General features: G+C 60.9%; 27 protein-coding genes. 14 read left to right on the forward strand and 13 right to left on the reverse strand.

Annotation, left to right across the window (positions count from 1 at the left end; genetic code table 11):
* Positions 1-5 precede the first annotated feature (5 nt).
* Complete coding sequence (locus tag P8L30_06260) at positions 6-2,084, reverse strand: DPP IV N-terminal domain-containing protein (protein MDG2239786.1); 2,079 nt, start codon at positions 2,082-2,084, stop codon at positions 6-8.
* Between the two features lie 44 nt (positions 2,085-2,128).
* A complete protein-coding gene (locus P8L30_06265) occupies positions 2,129-3,655 on the reverse strand; it encodes a solute:sodium symporter family transporter (GenBank protein MDG2239787.1) in 1,527 nt (508 codons plus the stop codon).
* A gap of 94 nt (positions 3,656-3,749) precedes the next feature.
* On the opposite strand from P8L30_06265, the gene P8L30_06270 reads away from it, so the two are divergent.
* The 7 genes from P8L30_06270 (at position 3,750) to fadI (ending at position 11,875) form a co-directional block, all read left to right on the forward strand.
* Positions 3,750-4,877: a cytochrome c gene (locus P8L30_06270; protein ID MDG2239788.1), complete on the forward strand. Its 1,128-nt coding sequence runs from the start codon at positions 3,750-3,752 to the stop codon at positions 4,875-4,877.
* 4 nt (positions 4,878-4,881) lie between these two features.
* On the forward strand, positions 4,882-6,549 hold the full coding sequence (locus tag P8L30_06275) for a hypothetical protein (GenBank protein ID MDG2239789.1): 1,668 nt from the start codon (positions 4,882-4,884) through the stop codon (positions 6,547-6,549).
* Positions 6,546-6,986, forward strand: a complete 441-nt coding sequence (locus P8L30_06280; GenBank protein MDG2239790.1) for a hypothetical protein — start codon at positions 6,546-6,548, stop codon at positions 6,984-6,986. Before P8L30_06275 ends, P8L30_06280 begins: the two co-directional genes overlap by 4 nt.
* 16 nt (positions 6,987-7,002) lie before the next feature.
* A complete protein-coding gene (locus P8L30_06285; protein MDG2239791.1) occupies positions 7,003-7,641 on the forward strand; it encodes a hypothetical protein in 639 nt (212 codons plus the stop codon).
* A gap of 76 nt (positions 7,642-7,717) precedes the next feature.
* On the forward strand, positions 7,718-8,881 hold the full coding sequence (locus tag P8L30_06290) for a PQQ-dependent sugar dehydrogenase (protein ID MDG2239792.1): 1,164 nt from the start codon (positions 7,718-7,720) through the stop codon (positions 8,879-8,881).
* 161 nt (positions 8,882-9,042) lie between these two features.
* Positions 9,043-10,593, forward strand: coding sequence for an SLC13 family permease (locus tag P8L30_06295; protein ID MDG2239793.1), 1,551 nt, complete (start codon positions 9,043-9,045; stop codon positions 10,591-10,593).
* A 7-nt stretch (positions 10,594-10,600) separates the two neighbouring features.
* A complete protein-coding gene (fadI, locus tag P8L30_06300) occupies positions 10,601-11,875 on the forward strand; it encodes an acetyl-CoA C-acyltransferase FadI (GenBank protein ID MDG2239794.1) in 1,275 nt (424 codons plus the stop codon).
* 12 nt (positions 11,876-11,887) lie between these two features.
* Here fadI and P8L30_06305 read toward each other — a convergent pair whose 3' ends face one another.
* The 7 genes from P8L30_06305 to P8L30_06335 form a co-directional block, all read right to left on the reverse strand.
* Complete coding sequence (locus P8L30_06305; protein ID MDG2239795.1) at positions 11,888-12,184, reverse strand: hypothetical protein; 297 nt, start codon at positions 12,182-12,184, stop codon at positions 11,888-11,890.
* 127 nt (positions 12,185-12,311) lie between these two features.
* Entirely contained in the window at positions 12,312-12,815 is a 504-nt protein-coding gene (locus tag P8L30_06310; GenBank protein ID MDG2239796.1) for an acyl-CoA thioesterase, read from the reverse strand.
* A 312-nt stretch (positions 12,816-13,127) separates the two neighbouring features.
* Positions 13,128-13,958 carry an alpha/beta fold hydrolase gene (locus P8L30_06315; protein MDG2239797.1) on the reverse strand — a complete coding sequence of 277 codons (831 nt, stop codon included), beginning with the start codon at positions 13,956-13,958 and terminating at the stop codon, positions 13,128-13,130.
* Positions 13,958-14,938 carry an FAD binding domain-containing protein gene (locus P8L30_06320; protein MDG2239798.1) on the reverse strand — a complete coding sequence of 327 codons (981 nt, stop codon included), beginning with the start codon at positions 14,936-14,938 and terminating at the stop codon, positions 13,958-13,960. Before P8L30_06320 ends, P8L30_06315 begins: the two co-directional genes overlap by 1 nt.
* A gap of 1 nt (position 14,939) precedes the next feature.
* The gene (locus P8L30_06325) at positions 14,940-15,929 is read right to left on the reverse strand and encodes a DUF1460 domain-containing protein (GenBank protein MDG2239799.1); all 990 of its coding nucleotides are present in this window, start codon (positions 15,927-15,929) and stop codon (positions 14,940-14,942) included.
* Positions 15,929-18,331, reverse strand: coding sequence for a xanthine dehydrogenase family protein molybdopterin-binding subunit (locus tag P8L30_06330; GenBank protein ID MDG2239800.1), 2,403 nt, complete (start codon positions 18,329-18,331; stop codon positions 15,929-15,931). Before P8L30_06330 ends, P8L30_06325 begins: the two co-directional genes overlap by 1 nt.
* A gap of 50 nt (positions 18,332-18,381) precedes the next feature.
* Entirely contained in the window at positions 18,382-18,888 is a 507-nt protein-coding gene (locus P8L30_06335; GenBank protein MDG2239801.1) for a (2Fe-2S)-binding protein, read from the reverse strand.
* A gap of 154 nt (positions 18,889-19,042) precedes the next feature.
* Between P8L30_06335 and P8L30_06340 the strand changes: the two genes are divergently transcribed.
* The 3 genes from P8L30_06340 (at position 19,043) to P8L30_06350 (ending at position 20,626) form a co-directional block, all read left to right on the forward strand.
* On the forward strand, positions 19,043-19,459 hold the full coding sequence (locus P8L30_06340; GenBank protein MDG2239802.1) for a BrxA/BrxB family bacilliredoxin: 417 nt from the start codon (positions 19,043-19,045) through the stop codon (positions 19,457-19,459).
* A gap of 208 nt (positions 19,460-19,667) precedes the next feature.
* Positions 19,668-20,066 carry a hypothetical protein gene (locus P8L30_06345; GenBank protein MDG2239803.1) on the forward strand — a complete coding sequence of 133 codons (399 nt, stop codon included), beginning with the start codon at positions 19,668-19,670 and terminating at the stop codon, positions 20,064-20,066.
* Between the two features lie 119 nt (positions 20,067-20,185).
* Positions 20,186-20,626 (forward strand): SRPBCC family protein, encoded by a 441-nt coding sequence (locus tag P8L30_06350; GenBank protein MDG2239804.1) that lies wholly within the window; start codon positions 20,186-20,188, stop codon positions 20,624-20,626.
* Here the strand turns inward: P8L30_06350 and P8L30_06355 are convergent.
* Genes P8L30_06355 through P8L30_06370 form a run of 4 tightly spaced genes read right to left on the reverse strand, consistent with a single transcriptional unit; the run spans position 20,623 to position 23,186 of the window.
* Complete coding sequence (locus tag P8L30_06355) at positions 20,623-20,991, reverse strand: DUF1028 domain-containing protein (GenBank protein MDG2239805.1); 369 nt, start codon at positions 20,989-20,991, stop codon at positions 20,623-20,625. The two genes, P8L30_06350 and P8L30_06355, sit on opposite strands and share 4 nt — an antisense overlap.
* Positions 20,889-21,398 carry a DUF1028 domain-containing protein gene (locus P8L30_06360; GenBank protein ID MDG2239806.1) on the reverse strand — a complete coding sequence of 170 codons (510 nt, stop codon included), beginning with the start codon at positions 21,396-21,398 and terminating at the stop codon, positions 20,889-20,891. Before P8L30_06360 ends, P8L30_06355 begins: the two co-directional genes overlap by 103 nt.
* A gap of 41 nt (positions 21,399-21,439) precedes the next feature.
* Positions 21,440-21,763: a cupin domain-containing protein gene (locus P8L30_06365; protein ID MDG2239807.1), complete on the reverse strand. Its 324-nt coding sequence runs from the start codon at positions 21,761-21,763 to the stop codon at positions 21,440-21,442.
* Position 21,764: 1 nt separating this feature from the next.
* Positions 21,765-23,186: a M20/M25/M40 family metallo-hydrolase gene (locus P8L30_06370; protein ID MDG2239808.1), complete on the reverse strand. Its 1,422-nt coding sequence runs from the start codon at positions 23,184-23,186 to the stop codon at positions 21,765-21,767.
* A gap of 120 nt (positions 23,187-23,306) precedes the next feature.
* On the opposite strand from P8L30_06370, the gene P8L30_06375 reads away from it, so the two are divergent.
* The 4 genes from P8L30_06375 to P8L30_06390 are packed head-to-tail and all read left to right on the forward strand — an operon-like array spanning position 23,307 to position 26,363.
* Positions 23,307-24,671 carry a Gfo/Idh/MocA family oxidoreductase gene (locus P8L30_06375; GenBank protein ID MDG2239809.1) on the forward strand — a complete coding sequence of 455 codons (1,365 nt, stop codon included), beginning with the start codon at positions 23,307-23,309 and terminating at the stop codon, positions 24,669-24,671.
* A complete protein-coding gene (locus P8L30_06380; GenBank protein MDG2239810.1) occupies positions 24,668-25,453 on the forward strand; it encodes a DUF1080 domain-containing protein in 786 nt (261 codons plus the stop codon). Before P8L30_06375 ends, P8L30_06380 begins: the two co-directional genes overlap by 4 nt.
* Positions 25,453-26,139, forward strand: coding sequence for a DUF1080 domain-containing protein (locus P8L30_06385; protein ID MDG2239811.1), 687 nt, complete (start codon positions 25,453-25,455; stop codon positions 26,137-26,139). The genes P8L30_06380 and P8L30_06385 overlap by 1 nt, the downstream gene beginning before the upstream one ends.
* Complete coding sequence (locus P8L30_06390) at positions 26,136-26,363, forward strand: hypothetical protein (GenBank protein MDG2239812.1); 228 nt, start codon at positions 26,136-26,138, stop codon at positions 26,361-26,363. The genes P8L30_06385 and P8L30_06390 overlap by 4 nt, the downstream gene beginning before the upstream one ends.
* Positions 26,364-26,366: the final 3 nt, after the last annotated feature.

A 26,366-nucleotide genomic window follows, 5' to 3' on the forward strand; every position in this document is an offset into this window, starting at 1 on the left:
CTGAGCTAAAAGACGATGCCACCCTTCTCGACGACCAGGTGCTGGATGAAGAACTCCATCATCCGGTCCGGATTCACACCTGAATGGCCCCGATCCGGCCCGACCTGCACTTCAAAGCTCTTCCCGGCAGCCTGCAGCGCTGCAATCAGCTGCATCGTGTTGTTGGGATGCACGTTGTTGTCGGCCGTCCCGTAATAGAGGAGCAGATCCCCTTCGAGGTTCGCAGCATAGGTCATCGCCGAACCGGCGTCGTACCCTGCTGTGTTGTCCTGCGGCGTGTACATGTACCGCTCGGTATAGATCGTGTCGTAGTGACGCCAATCCGTCACGGACGACGACGCGGACGCCGCTTGGAAGACGTCCGGATACCGCAGGAGCGCCATGGCGGACGCATATCCACCGTAGGACGTGCCGTAGATCCCGACGGCCTCACGATTCACGTAGGGTCGATCCCACAACGAACGGATTCCCGCCGCGAGGTCGTCGATCTCCACCACACCCATGCCCTCGTAGAGCGCGTCGAGCGCTCTCTTGCCTTTCCCACCGACACTGCGGGCGTCCAAGGTCACGTATAGGAATCCTGCCTCCGTGTAGCGGTTTGGGACGGTGAAGCTCTCCCTCGCTCCGGCCCACCCGGGACCGGAATACGTCGACACGAGAACGGGGTACTTCTTGCTCGGATCAAAGTTGGACGGCTTGTGGATCATGCCGTGTAGTTCGGTGAAGCCGTCGGCAGACGTGAACGTGAACATCTCCACACGTTCCAGGCCCAGCCGATCGAAGGCCGAATCGTCGACCTGAGCGAGTACCCTGACCTCACTTCCCTCAGCTGTTCGTAGCACGGTCACGGGCGGAGAATCGTGGGTCTGCGACACGTCGACGAAGTGTTCGCCGTTCGACGCGAAGGAGACGTTGTGATTGAAAGCGGGATCCGTCAGCCGTTCGTCGTTCAGGCCGTCCAGCCGGACGCGATGAAGCTGTTGCTTCATGTGGTTGTCGCCACTGCGGGCCATGTAGTAGAGCAGCCCGTTCTCTTCGTCGACGCGTGTCACACCTGCGGCTTCGAAGGAATCATGGGAGGTCAGAGGATTCAGCAGTTCCCCACTGAGGTCGTATAGGAAGTAGTTCCTCCAGCCGTTCCTCTCCGACTCCCAGATGAAGCGTTCGCCGTCTTCCAAGAAGAACTGATACGGCCGATTCGACGTCCAACTCGCTGGCCACTCTTCTCGGATGACTACACGGCACGATCCCATGTCCGGGCTGCACGCCGTAAACTCCATCACGTTCTGTCTTCGATTGGTGCGGTTGAACAGGACCTCTTCCCCGTCCGGAGACCACCGAACCCGATAGACGTAGTGCCCCACCACATCGTCCGTGAACGCCTGCCCGTCACGCACGTCGATCTCGGTCACCTCTCCACTGGCCACGTCGAAAACGAACATGTCCACAAGTGGATTGTCGGTCCCGGCCTTCGGGTACGCCTCGATGTCGAGCGAGCTCTGGATGTCCGTCTGCGTCATCTGGAGATAGAAGTCCTGCACGGGGCTCTCGTCGAAGCGGTAGAACGCGAGCTTGCTTCCGTCCGGTGACCACCACATAGCCGTGTTCTGGCCAAGCTCCTCACCGTAGACCCAACTCGCAGTCCCGTACTTGATGCGATCCGCTTCACTACCGTCCGTGGTCACCTGGACCTCGCCGGTGCCGTCCATGTTACTGATGTAGATATTTCGGTCCCGGTAGAACGCTTTGCGTATCCCGTCCGGAGAGTCGGCCTCGACAAACTGACGACCACGCTCCGGTCCGCCGCGACGCCCTCGGCCGCCACCCTGGCCCCCTTCGGCCGGCGTGATCTGACCCGTCGCGAGATCGAAGCTCATGCGCTCGCCCGCGAGCATGAACGTCACGCTCTCGGAATCCTCAGCCCACGAAGCGGTACTCGAGGCGTTGCGCTGGACCTGCGCTAACTCAGGAGTCATCGCGGTAAGGCGCTCGTATCCGGGCATGGTCGGCAACCGACTCTGTGCCGAAGCGAACGCCGGGAGAGCGAGGGCTACGAGTGCAACGGCAAGCGTGCGGATCTTCATGAACGGTGTCCTAATTGTGCGGGTATTGCGGATCAGTTTTGAACCTAGAAGAACACGGCGTAGAGCACGACCACACCCGCCACAACGGATGCAGCCATGAACTTGGCACCCCGAGCAGGCTTGAGGTCCACCACGGGTTCGACTTCGTCGAGTCTTGGGGCCTCGAATGTGGATCTCACCGTGGCCAGTCCCATGAACGCCGACAACACGACAAATGTGAGCATCATGTGGTGCAGGAAGGCAACGTCGGGCAGGAAGAAGAGCAGGCTCCCGTACACGGGGACGCCCATGAGCATGGCGCCCTTTGCCGCCCAGGGCGGAGTTCTCCGGTTCATAAAACCGAAGACGAACACCGCCACGATGCCAGGGGAGATGAAGCCCCAAAACATCTGGATGTACTCGAAGACACTCTCCGCGCTCGCGACCACAGGGGCCCACAAGCAGCTGACCACAACAAGTACGCCCGTCGCGGTTCGGCCCACCTTCAGCAGGCGTGCCCCAGTTGCATCAGGCTCCTTATAACGCTTGAAGAGATCGATCGTGAAGATCGTGGCAGCAGAATTTAGCATGGAATCGAGCGAACTCATGACCGCTCCGAAGAGCGCGGCGAACATGATTCCCGTCAGTCCAGCCGGAAGCAGCTCACGAATCATGATGGGGTATGCCTGATCCGCCAACTCGATTTGGTCGGCATAAAGAGACGCCGCCATGATGCCCGGAAAGACGATAATGAACGGGATGATCAGCTTGATCCAAGCTGCCAGGAAGATGCCCTTTTGAGCATCCGCCAATGAGCCCGCGGCGAGTGTGCGCTGCGTGATGAACTGATTGAGTCCCCAGTAGAACATGTTAGGGATCCACAGCCCTCCAATGAAGACGGCCACCCATGGCATCTCTGGATGATTGAACGGAAGAACTGTGTGCAGCTTGTCTCCGGCGAGTTCCACGAAGGGCGCCCAACCGCCGATCTCGCGGAACCCCAGAACCGTCACCAGCACACCGCCCGCGAGGAGCGTCACACCCTGAATCAGGTCGGACCAGACGACGGCCCGCAGCCCACCAATGACGGTATAAAGCCCGGCCAAGATCCCAATCAACCAGATCCCCGGCAGTGTGGGGATCCCGAAGACGGCCTCGAGCGCCAACGCACCGCTGTACAGCACCGTGGCCAGAGCCACAAAGACGTAGGCGAGCATGAGGTAGGCGGCCATGATCGTTCGGGCGCCCACGTCGTACCTGTACTCCAAGTACTCTGGAATCGTGTAGATCCCAAGACGGAGAAACTTGGGGAGGAACCAGAGCCCTACCAGGACGAGAGTGACCGCCGCCATCCATTCGTAGCTCGCGATCGCCAAGCCCAGGTCGTACCCGCGCCCCGCCATGCCGACGAAGTGTTCGGTAGAGATATTCGACGCAATGAGTGAAAAGCCGATCAGCCACCAGGGCAGATTCCGGCCCGCCAGGAAGTAGTCCTCACTCGTGCTCTGCCCCCGTGAAGCCCACAGAGAGACCCCGATCACGAACCCGATGAAGAGGACGAACGCGACGATGTCGAGAGAACTAAACGCCATTCAGGCTCCGGGATCTAGCGAAGTAGGGCCGTCGGGCGTCTACTAGGGTGACGCACCTTAAGTCCTCGACCCGTAAGGCTCAAAACCCTCTGAAATGACAACAGCCTTTTTTGTGCGATTCGCGAGCATATCTGCGCTCGTTTCCCTCGCATTGTCACTCGTCGCGGCGCCCCTCACAGGCCAGCGGCCGGAGGACCTCGAAGCGGCATCGGGTGAAGCGCTCTACCAGGCCTCATGCGCCAATTGCCACGGCGTCGACGGCCGCGGGGTGGAGCCGTCCTTGCTCGCATTCGCCGAAGAGATGCCTGACTTCACCGACTGCGACTTCGCGGCGCGCGAACCTGACGGCGATTGGGTGGCAGTCGCGCATGAGGGCGGCCCTATTCGCGGCTTCAGCGAGATGATGCCCGCGTTCCGGGGAGCACTCACTGTGGCACAACTCGACCGCGTGATGGGCTACATCCGCACGTTGTGTACCGACCCCAACTGGCCGGCCGGGGAACTCAACCTGCCCAGGGCGTTGCTCGCCGAGAAGGCGTATCCAGAGGACGAATGGGTCATAGAGGCTGGCGTCGCGCTGGAAGGTGAAGGCTCCATAGAAGGTGCCTACGTCTACGAACAACGCTTCGGGTCCCGCTCGCAGTGGGAGGTCGTGATTCCTTACGGCTGGAAGGAAGGGGCCGGTAGCGACTGGGTGAGCGCCCCCGGCGACCTCGTTCTAGGCGTGAAACACGCAGCATACCACGACAAATCTGTCGGGAGGATCCTCTCGCTCGGCGGTGAAGTCATCCTGCCCACCGGTGACGAAACAAAGGGTCTTGGAGCCGACGGTGTAACGGCCGAAGTCTTCTCCTCCTTCGGCCAGACCCTCACAGGAGACGCATTCATCCAAGCTCAGGTGGGCTTCGAGGTTCCGCTCTACAGCGGTGGTGACAACGAGACCTTCGGCCGCTTCGTCTTCGGTCGCACCTTCACATCGGGTCCATGGGGACGAAGCTTCACCCCAATGCTCGAGCTCGCGGCAAAGCGTGACCTAGAGTCCGGAGCGGTCACGAAGCTCGATGTGGTCCCACAGTTCCAGTTCTCCCTCAACCAACGACAACATGTGTTGGGAAGCCTGGGTTTATTGATACCCGCCACGAATACCGACGGACGTGGTGTTCGACTCCTCGCCTATGTGCTGCTCGACTGGTTTGACGGCGGCTTCTTCGAGGGATGGTGAGACGATGAACCAATGGACCTTCGTCACCGTGATCGTTCTCGGATCAGCTCTAATCGTGAGTGGCACTCCGGAAGGGCCGCCCGCCGCACCATCACCGATCATACCCGTACAGACCGTCACGGCCCCAGCGGCTACGGACGATCTCTTCAAGACAGCCGATCGCTGTATCGCATGCCATAAAGGAATCACTGCTTCAGACGGCACAGACGTCTCAATCGGATACGACTGGCGTGCGTCTATGATGGCCAACAGTGCACGCGACCCCTACTGGCACGCCGCGGTCCGCCGCGAGATCACTGACTTCCCCGAATCATCCGTGTCCATCGAGACGAACTGCAGTCGTTGTCACATGCCCATGGCGAATGTCGTGGCAGCTTCCCAGGGGCGCGAAACCTCGGTTTTCGGAAACCTCCCTATCCAAGCCGGAGCAGAGGGAGAAGCCGCGCTCGCTGCAGACGGCGTGTCCTGTGCGGCGTGTCATCAAATCGCTCCAGACGGACTCGGGTCGGAAGCGAGCTTCACCGGACAGTTCACAGTGAACACTGACGCCGCACCCGACGGCCGCACCGTCTACGGTCCCTTCGAGCCCGATGAGGGCGGAGCTGGCATCATGCATTCCGCGACTGGCTTCCGTCCCACAGAAGGCGCGCACATGCAGTCGGCAGAGTTGTGCTCGTCGTGCCATACCCTCATGACGCACTCCATCCGGAACGATGGTTCAGACGGAGTCGAGTTCCCAGAACAGGCCCCGTACCTTGAGTGGCAGGCCTCTTCGTTCGGCCGGAAGAACGTGACGTGCCAAGACTGCCACATGCCCGAAGTCGGTGAAGATGTGCCTGTCACCGCCGTTCTCGGTCGCGAGCGTCCAAACGTCTCAAGGCACGTCTTCCGCGGCGGCAACTTCTTCATGCTGCGGATGCTCAACCGATACCGTGACGAATTGGGCGTGACCGCCCTACCCCAAGAGATGGCGCTGGCAGCCGCCCGCACCGAGGATCACCTCCGCGAAGCCACCGCCACTGTGGAGGTCATGGACGTCAGCCTTACGGACGGCGTGTTGTCCGCCACTGTTGAAATCCGGAACATGGCCGGCCACAAATTCCCCACCGCGTACCCGTCACGACGAGCCTGGCTGCACGTGACCGTCACGGACCGCGGCGGCGACACCGTCTTCGAATCCGGAGCCTTCTCCCCGGACGGTCGGGTCATCGGTGACGACCACGACGCGAACGGCACGACGTATGAGCCCCACTACGCCGAGATCACCAGCCCTGATCAGGTTCAGATCTATCAGTCCGTCATGGTAGACCAAGCAGGAGAGGTGACTACTGGGCTCATGTCCGCCGAGCGATGGGCCAAGGACAACCGACTTCTCCCCGACGGCTTCGACGCATCCGCCGCGGACCCGCGCGTGCGCCCTGTGGGTGAGGCAGCCACGGACTTAGATTTCGTCGCCGGACTGGACCGAGTGCAGTACTCGGTTCCAACGGGCGACGCGGCCGGGCCACTCACCGTGACCGCGGAGCTCTGGTTCCAGCCAATAGGATACCGGTGGGCTCAAAACCTCGGCGAATACGACACCTTCGAAACACAGCGCTTTTTCCGGTACTACCGGGACATGGCAGAACGTTCGGCCATCGTGATCGCTGAAGCTTCCGAGGAGATCCGTTGATCGAGACTTGGCGCAAACTCGGCCTCGCTCTGCTGATCTTCGGCATGGCCGGCGTCCTGCTCGAGCTCTACCTCCTCGGGCATTTCGAACTCACGCCTCAATGGACACCCTTGGCACTCCTGGGTGTAGGTGTGGTGCTCGGCTTCTGGGTTGCTGCCCGGCCGGGGAAAGGAGCCGTACGTGCCCTGCAAGGGCTCATGGCCATGTATGTCGGGTCGGGAGCGCTGGGTATGTACTTCCACCTGAAGGCAAATGTAGAGTTCGAATTGGAGCTACACCCGACCGTACGTGGGATGGAGCTCGTCATAGAGAGTCTGACCGGCGCGATGCCAGCGCTGGCTCCGGGCACCATGACCCAACTCGGGCTTCTCGGATTGTTGATCACATTCCGGCACCCCGCATTGGGTGGGGCCGCTGCTGAAACAGAAAATTCCTAAGAGCAGGATATCCATAATGAAGAACTTCACCCCTGTATTCATGGGGGTAGTGGCCCTCGCACTCTTGGCTACAGCTCCGGTCACAGCTCAGGTCGGTGAGAACCTCGGCCTCGTGAACCCGAACCTCGCCACTGCAGAAGAGATCGGGGCGGTCGACGGGCTCAACAGCGGTGCCGTCCAAGCCATCATGCAGGGTCGTCCTTTCCTCAAGATGTCCGAGCTGCATCAGGCGCTTTCCGCTCATGTCACCGATGCCGCCTTCGCTCAAGTCTACGCAGGGCTGTGGCTCCCCATAGACCTGAACGACGTAACGGATGAGGAGATCCTCCTCATTCCCGGCGTCGGCGCCCGCATGCTCCATGAGTTCCGTGAATACGCACCATTCGAGGCGCTTTCGGTCTTCCACCGTGAAATCGATAAGTACGTCGATGACGATGAGCTCGCCCGCTTGGAGCAGTACGTGTACGTGCGTATCGACCTGAACACGGCATCCGACGAAGCAATCCTGAGCCTTCCGGGCATCGGTGCTCGTATGCTTCGAGAGTTCAAGGAGTACCGCCCGTTCGAAGCCATGGCTCAGTTCCGGCGCGAGATGGGCAAATACGTCGATGAAGACGAGGTGGCCCGCATGGAACGCTACGTCGAGATCCGCTGATCCCTGGCGGCAGCAGAAAGAACGCCCTATGGGTTCCCGTAGGCAGTAGCTCATTCAATTAATGAGGTTGCAGAAGATGGCTTTGAAGACTCGGCTGACGGTGGCCCTAGCGGTGCTGATGCTCGCGGGTGCGATGCCTGCGGACGCCCAAGTGCAACGCTCGGCGAGGCACGATTTCCAAGTCGTGACCGTCGCAGAAGGATTCGTCAATCCGTGGGCCATAGCATGGCTCCCGAACGGGGACATGCTCGTCACGGAACGCGCCGGGCGTCTCCGCATCGTGCGCGGAGGTGAGTTGCTTGCCGCTCCGGTATCGGGCGTGCCCGAGGTTGTCGCACAGGGCCAAGGCGGCCTGCTGGATGTCATCGTGCACCCTGACTTCGAGAGCAACAGCTTCATCTACCTGAGCTACTCGAGAGAGAAGGACTCCGGAGAGGGTGCCAGCACCGGAGTCGTGCGTGGTCGTCTCCAGGACAGTGCGCTCATGGACGTCGAGCAGATCTGGGTCGCGGAATCCACCGGTCGGAACGGTCACTTCGGCTCTCGAATGGCCTGGGATGCGGACGGATACCTGTATATCACCGCCGGAGATCGCCAGATCTCACCCTCTGGGGACCTTGAAGCACACCCTGCACAGGACTACTCGAACCATCACGGCGTGATCGTGCGCTTGCACGACGATGGTCGAATCCCGGCGGACAACCCGTTCATCGGAACCGACGGGGCGCTCAGCGACATCTACAGCTACGGACACCGGAACCCACAGGGCCTCATCATTGATCAGTCGACTGGCAACATCTGGGCGACTGAACACGGACCTCAGGGTGGTGACGAGCTGAACCTGATCAAGCCCGGCGCCAACTATGGCTGGCCGGTCGTCGGGTTCGGCGTGAACTACGGCAGCGGCTCCGCAATTCACTCTGCGACACAGGGAGAAGGCATGGAGAATCCGTCGCACATCTGGGTTCCGTCTATCGCCCTGTCAGGCCTCATGATGTACCGAGGCGACAAATTCCCAGCCTGGAACGGCAACATCTTCGCCGGGGGCATGGCTGGTCAGCAGCTCGCTCGCCTCACGGTGGATGGCGAGATGGTGATGAAGGAAGAGACGCTGTTGCAGCGACTCGGCCGCATCCGCGATGTGCGCGAGGGACCCGACGGGTACATCTACGTGGCAATCGAAGATCGTCGCGGAGCCCCAACGCCAATCGTGCGCCTGGAGCCAGCGGGGGGGCGCTAGGCCGCCACTCCGGAAGACAACAAGAAGAGCCGGGCAACTTGATGTTGTTCGGCCCTTCGTTGTTAGACCCGGTCAGTTACCCAGCCATCCCTGCACCGAACTGGACTCAACCCACACCACATCCCAGGTTGCTCTACCCCTCCACCTAACACCCGCGCGACATGGCGATAGCACGAAAGACCGGCGAAAAAGGAAAACAACTCGGGCTCTGGATCGGCCTGAGCGGTTTCCTGTTCCTACTCGCCGTCCCAATCGACCCAACCAATGGGCCGGCGAGCCGTCTCGCCGCGGTTGCGCTCTTAATGGCCGTCTGGTGGGTGACCGATGCGATCCCGCTCTTCGCTACGGCAATGCTCCCGCTGGTTCTGTTCCCTCTTCTCGGAATCATGACCGGGCGAGCCACGGCGCCCGTCTACTTCAACAGCACCATCGTGCTCTTTCTCGGGGGCTTCATAATCGCCCTCACCATGGAGAAGTGGAATCTGCACAGGCGTATCGCGCTCAACATCATCAACGCAGTGGGAGGCGGGCCTTCCCGCATCGTGCTCGGTTTCATGATCGCCGCGGCCTTCTTGTCCATGTGGATTTCAAACACCGCGACCGCGGTCATGATGGTCCCCATCGGGCTAGCGATGGTCCTCCAATTGGAAGACGAATTCGGTAAGGAAAAGACGCATTCGTTCACTGTCGGCCTGATGCTCGGAATCGCCTACGGGTGTTCCGTAGGGGGCCTGACAACGCTGGTGGGCACACCGCCCAATCTCTCGTTCGTGCGGATCTTCGAGATTCTGTTCCCCGAGGCACCATCGATCGCCTTCGGTCAGTGGCTGGTCATGGCTTTCCCAATCGGACTGATCATGCTCGTCACCGCCTGGTTCTTCATCACCAAGGTCTTCTACAAGACGTCCAAGGAGATCACTGTCGACCAAGGCGTCGTCGCCCGAGAGAAGGACCAACTCGGATTGATTTCCTATGAGGAGCGGTGGGTGTTGGCCGTTTTCGCAGCCACTGCCCTGCTCTGGGTCTTCCGTGTAGACCTCAACGTCGGACTCTTCGTGATCCCGGGCTGGTCACGCTTCTTGCCGTTCCAAGGAATGATCGATGACGGCACTATCGCTATCGGGATGGCGGGACTCCTCTTCTTCGTGCCTACGAAGAACCGGGAAAGCGGTGCAATGCGCATCACCGAGCGCGACATCATTCCGCGGCTGCCATGGAACATCGTTCTGCTCTTCGGTGGCGGCTTCGCTCTCGCGGCTGGCTTCCAGCAGACTGGGTTGGCTCAGCTCATTGGAGATCAGTTCGAAGTACTGTCCGTGCTGCCCACCTTCGTCATGATCCTGCTGGTCTGCCTCGCACTCACGTTCCTAACCGAGCTGACCAGCAACCTCGCAACGACCGAGATGATCCTCCCGATCCTCGCAGCGGTCGCGGTGGTTACCGAGATGAACCCCTTGATTCTTATGATCCCGGCGACGATTTCGGCATCGTGCGCGTTCATGATGCCGGTCGCGACACCACCCAACGCCATCGTCTTCGGCAGCGATCGCATCAGTGTAGGTGAAATGGCTCGAATCGGGCTCGTGCTCAATCTGATCGGCGCGGTGGTCGTGGCTATTCTAGTCTACACAGTGGGTACCGTGGTTTTCGACATCGATCCGAACATTGTGCCCGACTGGGCCACATCGATCGCGAGCGGCCTCGAGGGGTAGCAAGCGTATGAAGATCGCAATCATCGCCGGATGTCGAACGCCCTTCACACGATCGGGCACCGTTCTCGCAGGCCTCGACGCCATCGAACTCGGCAAACTCGCTGTCCGGGATGCGTTGGCCCGGAGCGGCCTCAGGGGCGACCGGGTCGATCACTTCGTGTACGGGACCGTGGTGCACGACAATCAGGCGCCGAACATCGCGAGGGAAGTCGGCCTCGCGGTGCTTCCGAAAACCGTACCGGCCGTCACAGTCTCCAGAGCCTGCGCCTCGGCGAATCAAGCCATCACGGACGCCGCCCAACTCATCGAGGTCGGGCAGGCCGACATCGTCATGGCCGGTGGCTCGGAGTCGTTGTCGCACATCCCCATGAAGGTCAGCGACAAGCTGAGTAAGGCCTTAGTGGCCGCCTCCAAGGGGAAGACGCTGGGGCGACGCCTCTCTCCTCTGTCGCGAGTCCGTCCCAAAGACCTCGTGCCAGTGACTCCCGCCATCGCTGAGCCTACAACAGGCGAGACTATGGGTGGCTCTGCGGAACGGATGGCCAAGGAGAACGGGATCTCTCGAGAGGACCAAGACGCTTGGGCGCTTCGGTCCCATGAGCTGGCCGCAGCCGGAACGCAGGACGGGCGCCTCACTTCAGAGCTGACTCCAGTGTACGTCCCGCCTGATTTTGAGAAAGTCATCGCGCGTGACAACGGCATACGGACCGACAGCTCCCTCGAGAGGCTCGCCAAGCTGCGACCCGCCTTCGACAGAAGACACGGATCAGTCACAGCTGGAAACGCGTCTCCGCTCACCGACGGTGCCTCAGCGGTCGTGTTGATGAACAGCGAGAAGGCCCAGGCGGAAGGCCTCAAGCCCATGGGTTACATAAGAAGTTGGGCGTGGACCGCGTTGGATCCTGCCGGTCAGCTACTCCAAGGGCCCGCATATGCAGCGCCCATCGCGCTCGACCGTGCGGGGCTCACCATGAAGGACATCGGCCTCATGGAGATGCACGAGGCTTTTTCCGCCCAGGTGCTGTCGAACCTCCAGGCGCTCTCGTCGAAGGAATTCGCTCAGAAGGAACTAGGGCGAAGCAAGGCCGTGGGTCATCCCGACGTCGAAGTGATCAACGTCATGGGCGGTTCACTTTCAATCGGACACCCATTCGGCGCCACTGGTGGTCGACTCACAGTGACGATTCTGAACGAGATGGCACGACGCGACGTGGAATTCGGATTGATCACGGTGTGCGCCGCGGGTGGGATGGGTTTTGCGATGGTGGTCGAACGGAGGTAGCTGGACGCGGCGTCAGTTCCCGCCAGCGACCACGCCCACTCTAGCCGGCCCACCGGCCGCACCGGCGAAACGCACTGCGTTCTTCCACAGCTGACCGGTGTCTCCACTCACACCCCCGACCCCACTGTGGGCAGGGAAGAGACTCACGCCCACCATCCGCTGACCGGCTGATAGAGTCTTGTACCCAACTAGGGGCGCCCCGTCACTCCACGATGCCACCACCGTGGTGCCACCCTTCGCCACCGCACCGCCTCTGAATCCACTGGAAGAGAGTGACCCCACACCGTGCGTGAGGGCGTGATCGGTCACACTGCCGAGCGAACCGCTCGTGTAGACTGCGCCGCCGGCGCTTGAGAACGCATCTATGCATTCAAGCTGCACCCAAGGTGCAACGAGGTTGTTTCTAGCTCAGCACACCCTAAGGGTGCAGCGGTACTCAAGTGACGTCGTACTCTTCCAGTTCCTTATCCAAAGCGACCCGCACTTCACGACGCCGCTTCCCGTCTCGAAAGCGCCTTTCATCATCGGGATCGGATAGATCAAGCGGCGGGACTGGGCACGGACGATGCTCGTCGTCGATGGCCACGAATGTCAGGAGGCACACATTCGTGTGCCGCTTGGTTCCGGAAATCAGGTTTTCCGCATCCACCCAGACCCCGACCTCCATCGATGTCCGACCTACGAAGTTCACTCGCGCCGAACAGGTCACGAGCTCCCCTGTGTAGATAGGCAGCTTGAAGTCGACCCGGTCGATGGACACGGTCACGCAGGGCCTTCCGGCGTGACGCATCGCGGCTACCGCTGCTGCTCGGTCGACCATGGAAAGGAGTTCGCCACCGAACACATGCCCGAGGTTGTTCACTTGGTTGGGCATCATGAGTTCCGTGAAGACCGTCAGTGAATCGGACGGCTTCTTAGGTACAATATCGGAATCAGTCATAGTGGAAGTAGTACACCGATCATCCCGAGCGGTTCTACCGAGAACAACGGAGATGCCGGGGCCATCAGCGTCCGCTGAGGTATCTGCTGCCAAGTCACTGCCCGCCGCCGCTCGAATCCGCTCCTCGATACGCCGTGGGTGATCACGCCCGACGTAGATCTGTCGATCATCTGCGAGGATGACAACTACCGAGTGATCCCCGTGGAAGATGACTCAGCTCTCAGACACGCGGCGGCACAAGGGCTATCCGGATCCACACCGGGGCGTTTAGACAACAAGGGTCCGGCCGCCGAAAGTGAAGCGTCGACGTAGCTAGATCTGGGTCAGCAGCGTTCTCACGACCTCACGCGTCTCTTCCCGCCCCAAGACATCGTTGTGTCCGGCGCCTTGGACCAGGGTGACATCTTGGCCCGAAGCAGACGAGAGTGCCTCAGCGTGTCCGCCGGACACCCGATTGTCGTTCTCGGGTTGAACGATCCTAACTGGGATCCGGACTTCGTGAATACGCTTGCTCGGTGTGAGCGGCCCGAAGCGGCTCCCCGCACGTCTCCACCAGAAAGGAATGAACAGCTTGGCCAGAATCCCTCCCGGCATGCCTTGAGCCGAAAGAAACTCCGCGGTGACGCGCACCACATCTGACGGAGATGCGATGGTGATCACGCCGTCGACGCGGGCCCCTTCAGCAGCAGCCAACACACAAGCGGATCCTCCCAGCGAATGTCCAACCAGTAGGATCGGGCGCTGAGGGAAACGACCGTTGGCGTACTCAGCCACGGCAAGCACGTCGTCACGAAAGTGTCTGATCGTGACAAAAGGCACCGGTTCATTACGGCCATGTCCCTGAACGTCGAAGAGCAGGACCTCGTACCCCTCGGACACGAGAGGCTCCGCAAGCTGCAATAGCAGCGAGTAGTTCGCGCCCCACCCGTGAGCCAGAAGAACGAGCGGACGGTGCGGTTCACCAGTCGGCTTGAGTAACCACGCACCGAGATCGTGATCCCCCGACCGAATGATCAGGTCCTCGTGATCGACTCCGGTCTCGGGCACGGTCCGATCAGGGGCGCGCGGAACCGGTGTCAGGATGCTGAGTGACACGCGATCGATCACGACGAGGAAAAGCGCTGCGAGTATGTAGGGGGCCACTAGGCGCCCAACTGCTCCAGAGCACGGCGAACGTACACCGGCACCATTGCCCGTCTCCACTCAGGATCGACAATGATGTTCTCGAGCGGGTGGCACTGCTTGTGGGCACGCACCGCGAGCTCGTCGATCACCTCGGCATCGAGCCTTCGGCCCTCCGCCTCCGACCAACCCGTCAGCACCCTCGGGCGCGACCCCAATGCCGTGACGACACCTTCGATGCTCTTCACAGTCCCATCGCCATCAAGGTCAGCAGCGATTGCTACGGTCAGCAGCGGGAAGTCGATCGACTTTCGTTGCCTAAGCTTGACATAGGCCTGTCTGCGCTGCGCAGATGCGATCGGGACACGAACCTCCGTGAGGATCTCTTCCGGAGCACGTCGGGTGTTGATGATCCCGTCGGCTAGGAAGAAATCGCGCACCGGCATGTCTCTAGGTCCCTCCGGACCCACAAGCGTCGCAACCGCATCCAGCATCGTCAGAACTGGCGGTGTGTCAGCCGAGTGGGCCGCCACACACTTCGTTCCAGTTTTCGTGACGTGACAAACCGTCCCGTTCTTCTTGAGGCAGTACCCGAGCGCGTCACGCCAGAATTCAGTCTGATTGTAGTACGTGCAGCGGGTGTCCAAGCACAGGTTTCCGCCGATCGTGCCTGAATTCCGAAGCTGAGGCCCCGCCACATGTCCGGCTGCATCAGCGAGCGCTGGAAAGAGCTCCCTTACATCCGGGTTCATGGCCACTGAGGTCAGGGTCTCACCTGCACCGATCCGGAGATCATCACCATCGCGCCGGATTCCACCGAGTTCTTCGATGCGCTTGAGGGCCACTAAGTGTCCCGGCTCGAAGAGACGGTGTTTCATATTCGGAATCAGATCTGTCCCGCCGGCGATGTACATCGCGTGACCTGTGTGCTCACCCATCAATTCGACGGCGTGTGCGACCGACCCAGGGCGGTGGTATTGGAACGGAGGCAGTCTCAGCATCTCAGGCCCCTCCCCCCGAACCGGACTGTGGGCGGGCCACGATGATACCGTCTTGCCCACCAATCCTCTGAATCCGGGCCGCAAGCGATACCTCGGAGATCTGCACACTCTCTCCGACCAACGGGGCGTGCAGCAGATGGAGCGCTCCGTCCACCCAAAGCGCGAGGCCCGTGTGCGCCACGTCTAGGCCCTCGACGGTGCTCGTGGCAGCAATAATGTCACCGTCTCGAATTTGCGAAGCAGCCGCTTCGATATCCCCTTCTGGGATGAAGATCCGGCCAGCCGTGCTGAGCCGTTCTTCAGCTGCCCTCACCTCGTCCACGTAAGCAGCATCAGCGAGCTGTCTATACGCGTCCGTGTGCGTGGTCATGAAGTCGATCGGCTCTCGGTCCAGTACTCCGCCGAGATCTCCGGTGACATCCGCCACCAATCCCCGTCGATCGTTGTCCCCGATCCAATCAGTGAAGTAGTGGAGTCGGCTGGGGTACTCTCCGACTTCACCGTTTCGGTATCGCAAGCTCGCCAACACTTCTTCGTACGCGTCCTCTACCGCTCCCCGGTTTCCGAGTACCGAATCAGCATCCGCATCAAATGCGCGCCCGGCTTCCGACACGAAGCGCGACAGTGCGAACACGTTCTCTACGAAGGTGACGCAGTCGAGACCTCGGAAGTTGATCACGAGATGTTCCGGCCCGTCCGTTTCGAGTGTGCCCGGTACGTAAGCAGTCCCGATGAAAGAACGCCCCAGAGCGGCCATCGCCTGCCCAAGCGGCAGAGTGTCCGCACGCACGTCGAGGGCCCAACGAACCTTCTCTTCGAAAACCGCCCAGTCCGCATCAGGCCACGAAGGGGCGGCCCTGGGGTTCTCCCAGGGTACCGGCAGCGCATCGGACACCGGTTCAGCGTGAGGTTCAAACGGAGACCATTTGACAGCGATGAAGAAAAGCGCAATCACACCGACCGGACCGAGAAGCGCACGGTATTCGCGCATCAGTCCGCCGCCGTATGCACGGAGGGACTATCTGGCACGCCGGCAGGCGCTCGGGTCGGAACGGCGGGTTTCTTCAATGTCCCTTCGGCGCGTGCCGCCTCTACGTTCCGCCATACGTTCGGGGCTGAAAACGGCAGGCGTGTCATCCGGACACCAACAGCGTCATAGATCGCGTTTGCAATGGCCGGAATGGAGGGATGAAGCGGGCCCTCTCCTGCTTCCTTCGCGCCGTACGGGCCTTCCGGGTCGATCGACTCGACGATTAACGCTTCCAACTCAGGTGTGTCGAGGCTCGTTGGAATACGGTAATCCAGAAGTGACGGAGCATTGTGGAGCCCGGCGCGACCGTGGTCGGCATCCTTGTAGATCTGCTCCTCCATGAGCGCTTCACCGAAGCCCATGTACGCAGAACCTTCCATCTGACCCTCGACGAGAACTGGGTTGAGCGCGCGCCCGCAGTCGTGAGCCACCCAGATCTTCTTCACCTCAACGATTCCCGTGTCGGTATCCACATCCACTTCAGCCACGTGAGCGGTGAACGAATACGCGGGCGAGGCCCCGATCGTCCCTCCCCTGTACTCGCCATGCACGTCCTTCGGAGTGTTGTACGAACCGGTCGAACCCAGCGCACCATGCATCGCTTCGGCGAGGTTGAACGCTTCCTTGATCGGCATTCGGCGGGCAGTGTCAGGCGCGAACATCGCGTAGCCACCCGCGAGGAGCACCTGCCCCGGCTTTACGTTCCATTCGGCAGCAACCGCTCCTTGGACAAGGATGCGCAGCTTGCGCGCAGCATCGATCGCCGCATTGCCGAGCATGAAGGTCACGCGACTGGAGTAGGCGCCGAGGTCCACCGGTGTGAAGTCGGTATCTCCACGCATGACTCGGATGTAGTCCAATGGGACACCCAGCTCTTCTGCCGCGATATACGCGACCACGGAGTCACAGCCTTGTCCGATTTCACTCGCCCCGCTGAACACTGCAACACGCCCCGAACGATCGATCTGCATTTGCACCGCGGACTGCGGCATGTCATTCGGGTAGATGGGATAGTTGGTCCCGGAGATATACATCGATCCGGCAACGCCGAGGCCGCGGCCGAACGGAAGCTTCCGGAATTTCTCCGACCAACCGCTCGCGCTTTCAACAGCTTCGAGGCACTCGAGGAAGCCGTTCGAGGTAATCCGGAGCTCGTTTATGGTCCGGGTATCTGCACCGATGAAGTTGCGACGGCGAAAGTCGATCGGATCGAGGTCGAGCTTCTCTGCAAGGCGGTCCATCTGGACTTCGAACGCGAACCGGGGCTGGACTGACCCGTGGCCCCGCTTGGGTCCGCACGCGGGTTTGTTCGTGTACACGCGCGTGGAGTCGAACCGGTACGCCGGCATGGCATACGGCGCACACAGCAGCTGCCCCGAGTAGTAGGTCGTCACGAGCCCGAAGGAGGCGTAGGCGCCGCCGTCGAGCAAAATCTTTCCGTCTACGGAAGTGAGCTTTCCGTCTTGATTGGCCCCAGTGCGGTAGTGCATATGGAAAGGATGGCGCCCGCGGTGTGCGTAGAAGACCTCTTCTCGCGTGTAGAGGATCTTCACCGGCCTGCCGGTCACCATCGCGAGCTTACCGACGCAGAACTCTAGGTCGAAGGGCTCGCTCTTTCCGCCGAAGGCACCCCCAACCAAGGGCTGGAGCACACGCACATGAGCCTGATCCAGCTCCAAGACCCGCGCGAGTTCACGATGCAGGTAGTGCGGCACCTGGGTCGACGACCAAACCGTGAGCTTGCCCGACTCCTCGCCATCTGAGCCGCGGACACCGCCACCGCGTTGCCACGAGCCGATCGCGCAGTGTGGCTCGATAGGCGTGTGGGTCGTGCCCTCGAAGAAATAATCGTCTTCCACAACGACATCGGACGCGTCCATGAGCTCGTCGACCTCACCGAACTCCAGGTGGACCTTCTTCGTAATGTTGCCGTTCCATCCCTCTTTCTTGGCGTCGTGCACATACGGAGACGCACCATCGGCCGCTAAGGCGTCGTGCGGGTCGAAAAAGGCCGGCAGCACCTCGTAGACCACTTGGATCAGATCCAACGCACGAAGCGCCGTGTCCTCATCGACTGCAGCCACGGCTGCGACACCATCACCGATGTACCGGACACGATCCACACACAGCGGATGTTCGTCCGGGGTCCATGGGATGATGCCGTAGGTCGTCGGCATATCCTGTCCGGTGATCACGCCGTGCACGCCCAGCAACGCCTGGGCAGCGGCAGTATCGATCGAGACGATGCGCGCATGCGCATGTGGACTTCTCAGGATCTTGCCGTGAAGCATCCCTGGCAGAGTGATGTCATCCGTGTAGACAGCACGCCCAGTGGACTTATCCAACCCTTCGATCTTCCGCATGGAAGATCCTATTAACGTGAAGTCCGACTGGGACTTATGTGTGTCAGCACTCACTCAGCCCCCTCCCTATTCGAGGTGTCTGCGCGGCATTGCACCGCGGCTGCTTCTATCGCGGCATAAATCTTCGCGTAGCCAGTACAACGACAGAGATTACCGGCCAAGGCATCCTGGATCTCGGCCCTCGTCGGCGTCGCGTTCTGCTCGAGAAGGACCGCTGCGGAACATAGAATCCCCGGAGTACAGAAGCCGCACTGGGCCGCACCGTTCACATCGAACGCATCCTGGAGCGGGTGCGGACCCTCCGGACCCGCGAGGCCCTCGACGGTGGTCACCACCTTGCCTTCTGCTTCCCAGACGGGCGTCAGGCAAGCCAACGTGGGCTGGCCGTCCACAACGACGGTGCACGCACCGCAGTCGCCTTTGTCGCACCCCTGCTTCGACCCCGTGAGCCCAATCGCATAGCGAAGAGCTTCGAGCAGGGTGAAATGAGTCGGCACGCCGACTTCATGGATGTCTCCATTCACCGTGAGACGTACGATCTGCGAAGTTGAGGACATGGCGAAAAAGGTCGCCGCAGTTTCGGGCGGCGGCAACTTGGACGCTCATTGAACACGAAGTTGGAACACTCGTGGGACTTGGGGTAATTTTCGTCCGGCCGGCGATCTGTCGTCGGGTGCCGTCCTTCCCAGTCGGTTGGTTTAGGAGAACAGAATGCCATATCCAGAAATGATGGTCGCCCCGATGCGCGAAGATCTCGTTCGGGTCGGCTTTACGGAGATGCGGACCGCGGGCGATGTCGATGCGATTCTCGGTAGCGAGAAGAAGACGACGCTCGTGGTCGTCAATTCAGTGTGTGGATGCGCAGCTGCAATGATGCGTCCTGCTGTATACCTCTCGCTCCAGGGCGAGAAGAAGCCCGAGATCCTGACCACTGTGTTCGCGGGTCAGGACATGGACGCTACGGACCGGAGTCGTGACTACATCACGGGCTTCCCACCGTCGTCCCCGTCCATTGCTCTCTTCAAGGACGGCGAGCTCGCGTACTTCATGGAGCGCCACCAGATCGAAGGGCGTCACCCAGAAGACATCGCAGCTGACCTCCAGGCGGCCTACGAACAGCACTGCTAGAGCGATACGTCTTCGGAGACATCTCCGAGCGCAGACAGAGTGAGGGTCCCGATGAAAGGTCGGGGCCCTTTTCTCGTAGAGGGTACACGCAGGCAACAACACAGCATCGCTTGCAGGGCGAGCCAAGGGGCTCGCGGTACTCAAGGCGCGAATGGGACTTCGATTCAGAGCCTGAGTGCGTAACTACTCTGGGAGGAGGATGAAGGGGATGTATCGAGTAGCTCTCATGCTTGGCCTGGCTGTCTTCAACGCGACTTTGGTCAGTGCTGCGATCGTGACTGGACCCGATGACGCCACCACACACGAAATCCGTGTCGTGAACAACGATCAGCTGCCTGTGATGGTCTACGCGCAGGACGTTGACGGAAAACTGCACAACTTGGGCCGAGTGGCACGGGGCCAGTTCAAAGTCCTTGAGCTTTCCAACGCGGTCGCTGAAATGGGCGAGTTGCGACTCAAGGCCTATCCCAACACGCCTTCTTGCTCGCTCGTTGGCAACGAGGACGGCATCCGTAAGGAGGACATGGGACTCGACGAAGGTGCAGCGGTAAGCCTGTATCTCGAGACCGATCTCACGCAGTCGACGATCCAAGTAGAAAAGGGCTGATTCAAGCCTTCGCGGGACCGATACGGCTGCAAGGACAGGAAGCCTCCGCAGCCGTTTCTTTATTCAGGCATGTTGCGAGGCGATGTTCAACGGGCGACGTAGAGCAAGGAGAGCACGACGTGAGCAGACAGTCCAAGAGCATCGAAATCAGTCGACCGATCGGAGTCGTCTTCGCGTACCTGGACGATGTCGACCGGGAACACGAATGGCAGCCTCGTCTCGAGTCGGCCACGAAAGACCCTCCGGGGCCAAGCCAGGTGGGCACTCGGAAAAGCTATGTGAGCGAGTTCCTTGGGCGCCGGACCCAGAACACCTATGTGGTCCGAGAGATGGGGCCCGGGTGGCGCATCGTCTATGCGACGACTTCGGACTCCACCGTAGACGCGACATCTGAAGTCGAGTGCGAAGCGACCTCGGACGGCACGATGATCACAATGTCCGTCGAAGCCAGTCCTCGTGGCGCGCTGAAGCTGATTCCATCCGCCGCGCTCGAGAAGGCGGCTCGCGACCAGCTCGACGCGATGCTCACTCTGTTGAAGGAGCGCCTAGAGGCGGTCTAACGCCCTCGGACCCGCTCCCGTCGGCGAGCAGCGATCTCTACCAACCGACGAAGTTCGGCAATGGGCTCTTCGGAATCGTCCACCTGGAGCCGCAATACCACATCGTTGTTCAACCACACGCCGCCGGCTTCTTTGACGATGAGCATCGCGGCACTCTGCATACCTCGGCGATCCCCTCCCGCGGCCTGACCTGCTTCGAGCGCCGCCATGAGCCTCAGCGAAAGGTGCCCCTCCGTCGTCTCAAACGCCTCGACCATGGAGTTCACGACATCTTCGCCCGCGAGGATGTTGCCTTGAGCGGAGACGTACCGACCAGTCCTATGCCCCGCCCACTCTGAGGCACTCGGCCCTGTGTGCGTGGCCACATCGCCGGTGGCATCCCATTAACTGAGAATTGACGCCCCAGTTTGCTCCAATTGTCCGGTCGCGGATCAGGGTCGTTCGCGAGGACCGTCTCGACCACTTCGGCTGGGGACAAACCCTGGCGGAGTAGCTCGATGCTCTGGGGAGCGTAACTGACGTCGACGATCGCCTGGGTCACCACGACGCCCACGTTCGCTTCCGCCCACAAAACCCCGTTGCCGACGGCGAACACGCGGGACTGAACCGCCCCACCGACCTCACCCGTCTCCGGGTCGTAACCCAGGATGGAAAACGTGGCGATTGGTGGCCCGCGCTCAACCTCTTCGGAGGTGACCCCCGTTGCAGTGGCAGCCTGTCCGGCGACGCTAGCCGACAGCGTCGCGAGAGCCAGCACGGCGCCGAGAGCCACAACACCTCCTCGAACAATGGCGGCGCAGCTAAATCGCCATACTACCGATATTCCTCGCGCACCGGAGAGAACACGTCGAGAATCTTGCACGCGGTGTGCGACCGGCCGCCGTGCGGCACCCCTCCAGGAATCACGAGCACGTCACCTGCGTTGAGTACATACGACTCACCGCCGATCACGAGTTCGTACGTACCCTCAATCATGTTCACGATCTGTTCGTGCGGATGTGCGTGCTCCGGCAGAGGCCGATCCGCCTCGATCTCCCAATACATGTGGGTGGTGTGTTCGGACGTGATCGCCCGACCGAAGTATCCCGGCTTGATTTCAACGGGCTCCATGGCCCACACATCGTAGCGTTCCGGCATCTCAGTACTCCTCCATGATCGGTCGTGTCGCGGCGAACCGCTCCAAAATCTGTAGGGTCATCGCCACACCGCGGCGGACGTTCTCTTCGGTAACGCGCTCATCATTTCCGTGGACACCGCTTCCATCTGCCTCAGGAGTCGCGGTCGCCTCGTAGCCATAGCTGACAATTCCCAGGTCGCGGAAGAAGTGGCTGTCCGTGAAACCACCCGAAACCTGGGGGACGAAATTGGCTCCCGGAAACGTCTCCAGCGTGACGTCTTGGACGGTTCGATAGAGCTCTGTGTCGGTGCTCGACACCGCGGGGCTGAAGCCCATCAGTACTTCGATCTCAACGTCGGGCCCGAGCACCCCTCCCATCTCCGCCAGCCAGGCGTCGGGGTCCTGGTCTGGAAGGAGTCGGCAATCGATCTCCGCCCAAACCTCCGGCGACACAACATTGATCTTGGAGCTGCCTTCGAAGCGCGTGATCGAGCACGTATTCCTCGTCAGCGTATGCATCCAGGGTTGATACGCCTGAAGCTCCCTCAGGACGCCTGGCTGCTCAATCGCAGTAGCAATGTCAGCGAAACGCGTGCGCCACGGCTCGGGATGGTCGCCAGCGGAGCCCTTAAAGTGCACGTCGACCGCCGGGATGATGCGCGCCTTGAATTCATGGACCCGGAGACGCTCGAGCGCCGCCACCATTTCTACCGCGGCGTAGGTCACTTGAGGACTCGATCCGTGCCCGGGGTTCGCGACCGTCGTCAGACGCAGCCAGTAGGGGACCTTCTGAGTCACCTCGACCCCGAACTGGATCTTCCCATCGACGACCCCACCACCGCCGCCTTCATTCAGGAGAAAGCCGACGCCTTCGAAGATCTCCGGGCGGTTCTCGACGAGCCACCCCGCTCCGAAGAAACCACCTGCTTCCTCATCCGCAGTAGCCACGAACATCACGTCGCGCTTCAACGGGATGCCGGACCGGTGCAACGCGAGAAATGTGGCGAGATGCAGAATACCTCCGGTCTTAGTATCCAACGCCCCTCGGCCATAGATGTATCCGTCTCGCAGTTCGCCGGAGAGCGGATCCGTCGTCCAAAAGCGCTCATCCGCCGGAACGACATCCATGTGGTGGATAAGCACCAGGGCTTCCTCGTCGCCTCCCTCGAGCCGAGCCCAGATATTTCCCCGTCCTGGGGCGGACTCCGCCATCTCGTATTCGATCCCCTCGGCCTTGAAGATCTCCGCGAAGAACTCGGCGCCACGCGTCTCGTTCCCGGGCGGGTTGATCGTGTTGATGCCGATGTACTCCTGCAGCCAGGCTACGGCCTCGTCCTGGAGCGCTTCTAGATCGACTTGGGCCGACGCGTCGACCGGTGCAGCGAGGGCGAGAGCGGCAACGGCACACCATCCGCTGCAGGTCGTGAAGAGTCTGTTCGTCATAAGCTTGGAACGTCTCGTTGGGTCGGGGGGAGTCGCCAAGATGCGACATAGACGGATCGGCTGGCAATCGAAGGCCTCCCCACCCATTCTTCCATACCCAATTCAAAACACGAGCGAACCATGACCGATCCGCGCCCACCACAGTCACGTCGCAAGTTCTTGGGCAGTCTCGCCGCGGGTGCAGTCGCAGCTGGCGCGACCCCCCACGTCTTGAGTGCACGCGACCTGAGAGACGTCCACATCATACCAGGCCGCCGCCGATTCTCCGCCAACGATCAGGTCAATCTGGCTGTGATCGGAGCCGGCGGGATGGGGAACGCCGACGTCAACACGGCCCTGCAGATTCCTGGCGTAAAGCTCGTGGCAGCAGCGGACTGCTTCGATGGCCGGCTGCAGGACATCAAGGACCGGCACGGGGCGGACGTCTTCACTTCGCGGGACTACCGCGAGATCCTCGCTCGGGACGACATCGACGCGGTGATCATTGGAACACCCGATCACTGGCACCAGCGCATTTCCATCGATGCGATGCGGGCCGGGAAGGGCGTGTACTGCGAGAAGCCAATGGTGCATAAGATCTCGGAGGGCGCAGAGTTGGTGCGCGTGCAGCAAGAGACCGGAATGACGTTCCAGGTCGGAAGCCAAGGCATGAGTTCGCTCGGCAACGAGAAGGCGAAACAACTTCTCGAAGAGGGCGCCATTGGTGAACTCAACTACGCCGAAGGCTTCTGGGCACGGAACGATCCGATCGGGGCCTGGCAGTATCCCATCCCGGAGACCGCCTCCGAAGAGACAGTCGACTGGGACATGTTCCTGGGTGGCGCACCCCAACGAGACTACGACCCGCTTCGGATCTTCCGATGGAGGAACTACCGGGACTACGGCACCGGAGTCTCAGGTGATCTCTTCGTGCATCTCTTCTCGAGCCTGCACTTCGTGACGTCTTCACATGGGCCACGGAAAGTCATGGCCCAAGGTGGACTCAGGTATTGGAAGGACGGGCGCGAGGTGCCAGACGTCTTGCTCGGCATGTTCGACTACCCCGAATCTGCAATGCACCCGGCCTTCAACCTGTCGCTGCGCGTGAACTTCGTGGACGGCACTTCGGGTAGCACCTTCCTGCGACTCGTAGGGAACGAAGGTGCCATGGACGTCACGTGGACAGATGTGGTCCTGCGTCGGAACAAGTCTGTGGGTGCGACGGATGTCTTCAGTCAGATGAAGTCCGACGAAGCCGGCCAGGTCGTCGCCGCTCGCAAATCAATGCTTCCGCCCGCCGAGAGCGTCTACACTGCGGAAGCGGGCTACAAGGGCGCTCACTACGACCACTTCACCACCTTCTTCAACGGTGTCCGTGACGGCACGCCGGTCGTGGAAGATGCCACCTTCGGACTGCGCGCCGCTGCGCCTGCCCTTGCCTGCAACGACTCCTACTTCGACGAAAAGGTGATCTCTTGGGATCCCGAAGTGATGGAAGTGTTATGACCACGAATACGACTAGCACGCTCGCCTTTATAGCGGCCGTCACCTTACTTGGTTCGGGAGCCTGCGCCGGTAGCGGAGAAGAAACCGCTGACGCGTCCGCAGAGGACACAGCTGCGGCAGAGGTAGCCCACAATTCGCTGTCCGCCGAAGAAGCGGCAGGAGGGTGGACGCTGCTCTTCGACGGTGAAGCCATGGACCAGTGGCGCGGCTACGGGCGTGATGGCTTGCCCGAGACCTGGATCGTCGAGAACGGCGAAATGGTGCTTCAGGCATCCAGCGGGAACATGGACGGCGGTGACATCATCACAGTCGCCGAGTACACGGACTTTGAGTTGACCTTCGATTTCAAAGTGGGCCCCAGCGGAAACAGTGGCGTCTTCTACCGCGCTGTGGAGACTGACGGGAAGGGTCTTTGGCAGGTCTCCGCCGAGTACCAAGTGCTGGACGACCCGGCTTATCCTGAGTCCGACGACTGGGATCCACGTACGCACCGGACCGGGGAGAACTACGACCTCGAGGCCGCTGACAACCGAATTGTCCATCCGATTGGCGAATGGAATTCCGGGAAGATCGTCGCACGGGGGAATACGGTGCAGCACTGGCTCAACGGCACAATGACCGTCGAATACGAGCTGTACTCTGAAAAGTGGAACGGCCAAGTCGAGGCGAGCAAGTTCAGCGTTGAGGAGCACTATGCGCGGGCCCCGTCCGGCTCCATTGGCCTGCAGGACCACGGCACGCCGGTGTGGTATCGGAATATGAAAATCAGGGCGATGGAGTGATGGGCGGATATGCAGAGGAGCGTCCTGAGCCGGGCGCCGAAGCTGCCTGCTTGACCTTGTTTGCCGGCGTGCTCCCTGCGGACTTCGTTCGTGCGCTTGTGATGGCGGCAGCCTTACTCGGCATCCTCATGACGCCCCTTGGGGCCCAGGAGGCCGTGTCCATCTTCAACGGCGAGAGCTTGGACGGGTGGACCATCCACGGCACCGAGCTCTGGTATGTCGACGGAGGTGACCTGATCTGTGAGAGCGGCCCGGACGCTCAATACGGGTACCTCCGTACCGACGAGACCTACCAAGACTTCGAACTCACACTCGAGTTCAAACAGGAGGCCGACGGCAACTCAGGAGTGTTCTTCCGCTCCACTATCGATGGCGTCCGTATCAGCGGCTGGCAGGCCGAAGTCGCACCGCCGGGGCTGTACACGGGGGGTATCTACGAATCATACGGACGCGGTTGGCTGATCCAGCCAGAAGCGGACCGTGACGCGGCACTCAAGATGGGCGATTGGAACGAGATGAGAATCAGGGTCGTAGGGGATCATGTAACGACCTGGATCAACGGCACCGAGATGATCGACCTCGTGGACGAAGGAATCGGAAAGGGCGCGGGTCACATCGCCCTCCAGATCCACGACGGGGGCGGCATCAAGGTCCGCTGGCGCAACTTGAAGGTGGCTGAGCTTTGACCGACAACTTGCCGGAACGGATCTACACCGAAGCGGATCTCACAAAGGGACGCCGCAACGCCAAGATGATGGGGTGGGTGCAGGGCGGAGCCGTAGTCTTCTTGGGCGGGCTGGTGCTGCAGTTCGTGAGTTGGGTACCCATCGTGCTGGGCATTGGAGTAGTCGGGTACGTCGGCTACAAGCTGCTGACACGCAGCTCAAAGCACGAGCCCACAGAGGCGTAAGCG

This window comes from Longimicrobiales bacterium, from assembly GCA_029245345.1.
Lineage (GTDB): Bacteria > Gemmatimonadota > Gemmatimonadetes > Longimicrobiales > Gaopeijiaceae > CALFPJ01.

What these genes read in the sequence shown, in the direction of transcription:
- P8L30_06260 (MDG2239786.1), bottom strand. Translation starts at nt 2,084, where the DNA reads ATGAAGATCCGCACGCTTGCCGTTGCACTCGTAGCCCTCGCTCTCCCG.
- P8L30_06265 (MDG2239787.1), bottom strand. Translation starts at nt 3,655, where the DNA reads ATGGCGTTTAGTTCTCTCGACATCGTCGCGTTCGTCCTCTTCATCGGG.
- P8L30_06270 (MDG2239788.1), top strand. Translation starts at nt 3,750, where the DNA reads ATGACAACAGCCTTTTTTGTGCGATTCGCGAGCATATCTGCGCTCGTT.
- P8L30_06275 (MDG2239789.1), top strand. Translation starts at nt 4,882, where the DNA reads ATGAACCAATGGACCTTCGTCACCGTGATCGTTCTCGGATCAGCTCTA.
- P8L30_06285 (MDG2239791.1), top strand. Translation starts at nt 7,003, where the DNA reads ATGAAGAACTTCACCCCTGTATTCATGGGGGTAGTGGCCCTCGCACTC.
- P8L30_06290 (MDG2239792.1), top strand. Translation starts at nt 7,718, where the DNA reads ATGGCTTTGAAGACTCGGCTGACGGTGGCCCTAGCGGTGCTGATGCTC.
- P8L30_06295 (MDG2239793.1), top strand. Translation starts at nt 9,043, where the DNA reads ATGGCGATAGCACGAAAGACCGGCGAAAAAGGAAAACAACTCGGGCTC.
- fadI (MDG2239794.1), top strand. Translation starts at nt 10,601, where the DNA reads ATGAAGATCGCAATCATCGCCGGATGTCGAACGCCCTTCACACGATCG.
- P8L30_06310 (MDG2239796.1), bottom strand. Translation starts at nt 12,815, where the DNA reads ATGACTGATTCCGATATTGTACCTAAGAAGCCGTCCGATTCACTGACG.
- P8L30_06320 (MDG2239798.1), bottom strand. Translation starts at nt 14,938, where the DNA reads ATGCTGAGACTGCCTCCGTTCCAATACCACCGCCCTGGGTCGGTCGCA.
- P8L30_06325 (MDG2239799.1), bottom strand. Translation starts at nt 15,929, where the DNA reads ATGCGCGAATACCGTGCGCTTCTCGGTCCGGTCGGTGTGATTGCGCTT.
- P8L30_06330 (MDG2239800.1), bottom strand. Translation starts at nt 18,331, where the DNA reads ATGCGGAAGATCGAAGGGTTGGATAAGTCCACTGGGCGTGCTGTCTAC.
- P8L30_06335 (MDG2239801.1), bottom strand. Translation starts at nt 18,888, where the DNA reads ATGTCCTCAACTTCGCAGATCGTACGTCTCACGGTGAATGGAGACATC.
- P8L30_06340 (MDG2239802.1), top strand. Translation starts at nt 19,043, where the DNA reads ATGCCATATCCAGAAATGATGGTCGCCCCGATGCGCGAAGATCTCGTT.
- P8L30_06345 (MDG2239803.1), top strand. Translation starts at nt 19,668, where the DNA reads ATGTATCGAGTAGCTCTCATGCTTGGCCTGGCTGTCTTCAACGCGACT.
- P8L30_06365 (MDG2239807.1), bottom strand. Translation starts at nt 21,763, where the DNA reads ATGCCGGAACGCTACGATGTGTGGGCCATGGAGCCCGTTGAAATCAAG.
- P8L30_06370 (MDG2239808.1), bottom strand. Translation starts at nt 23,186, where the DNA reads ATGACGAACAGACTCTTCACGACCTGCAGCGGATGGTGTGCCGTTGCC.
- P8L30_06375 (MDG2239809.1), top strand. Translation starts at nt 23,307, where the DNA reads ATGACCGATCCGCGCCCACCACAGTCACGTCGCAAGTTCTTGGGCAGT.
- P8L30_06380 (MDG2239810.1), top strand. Translation starts at nt 24,668, where the DNA reads ATGACCACGAATACGACTAGCACGCTCGCCTTTATAGCGGCCGTCACC.
- P8L30_06385 (MDG2239811.1), top strand. Translation starts at nt 25,453, where the DNA reads ATGGGCGGATATGCAGAGGAGCGTCCTGAGCCGGGCGCCGAAGCTGCC.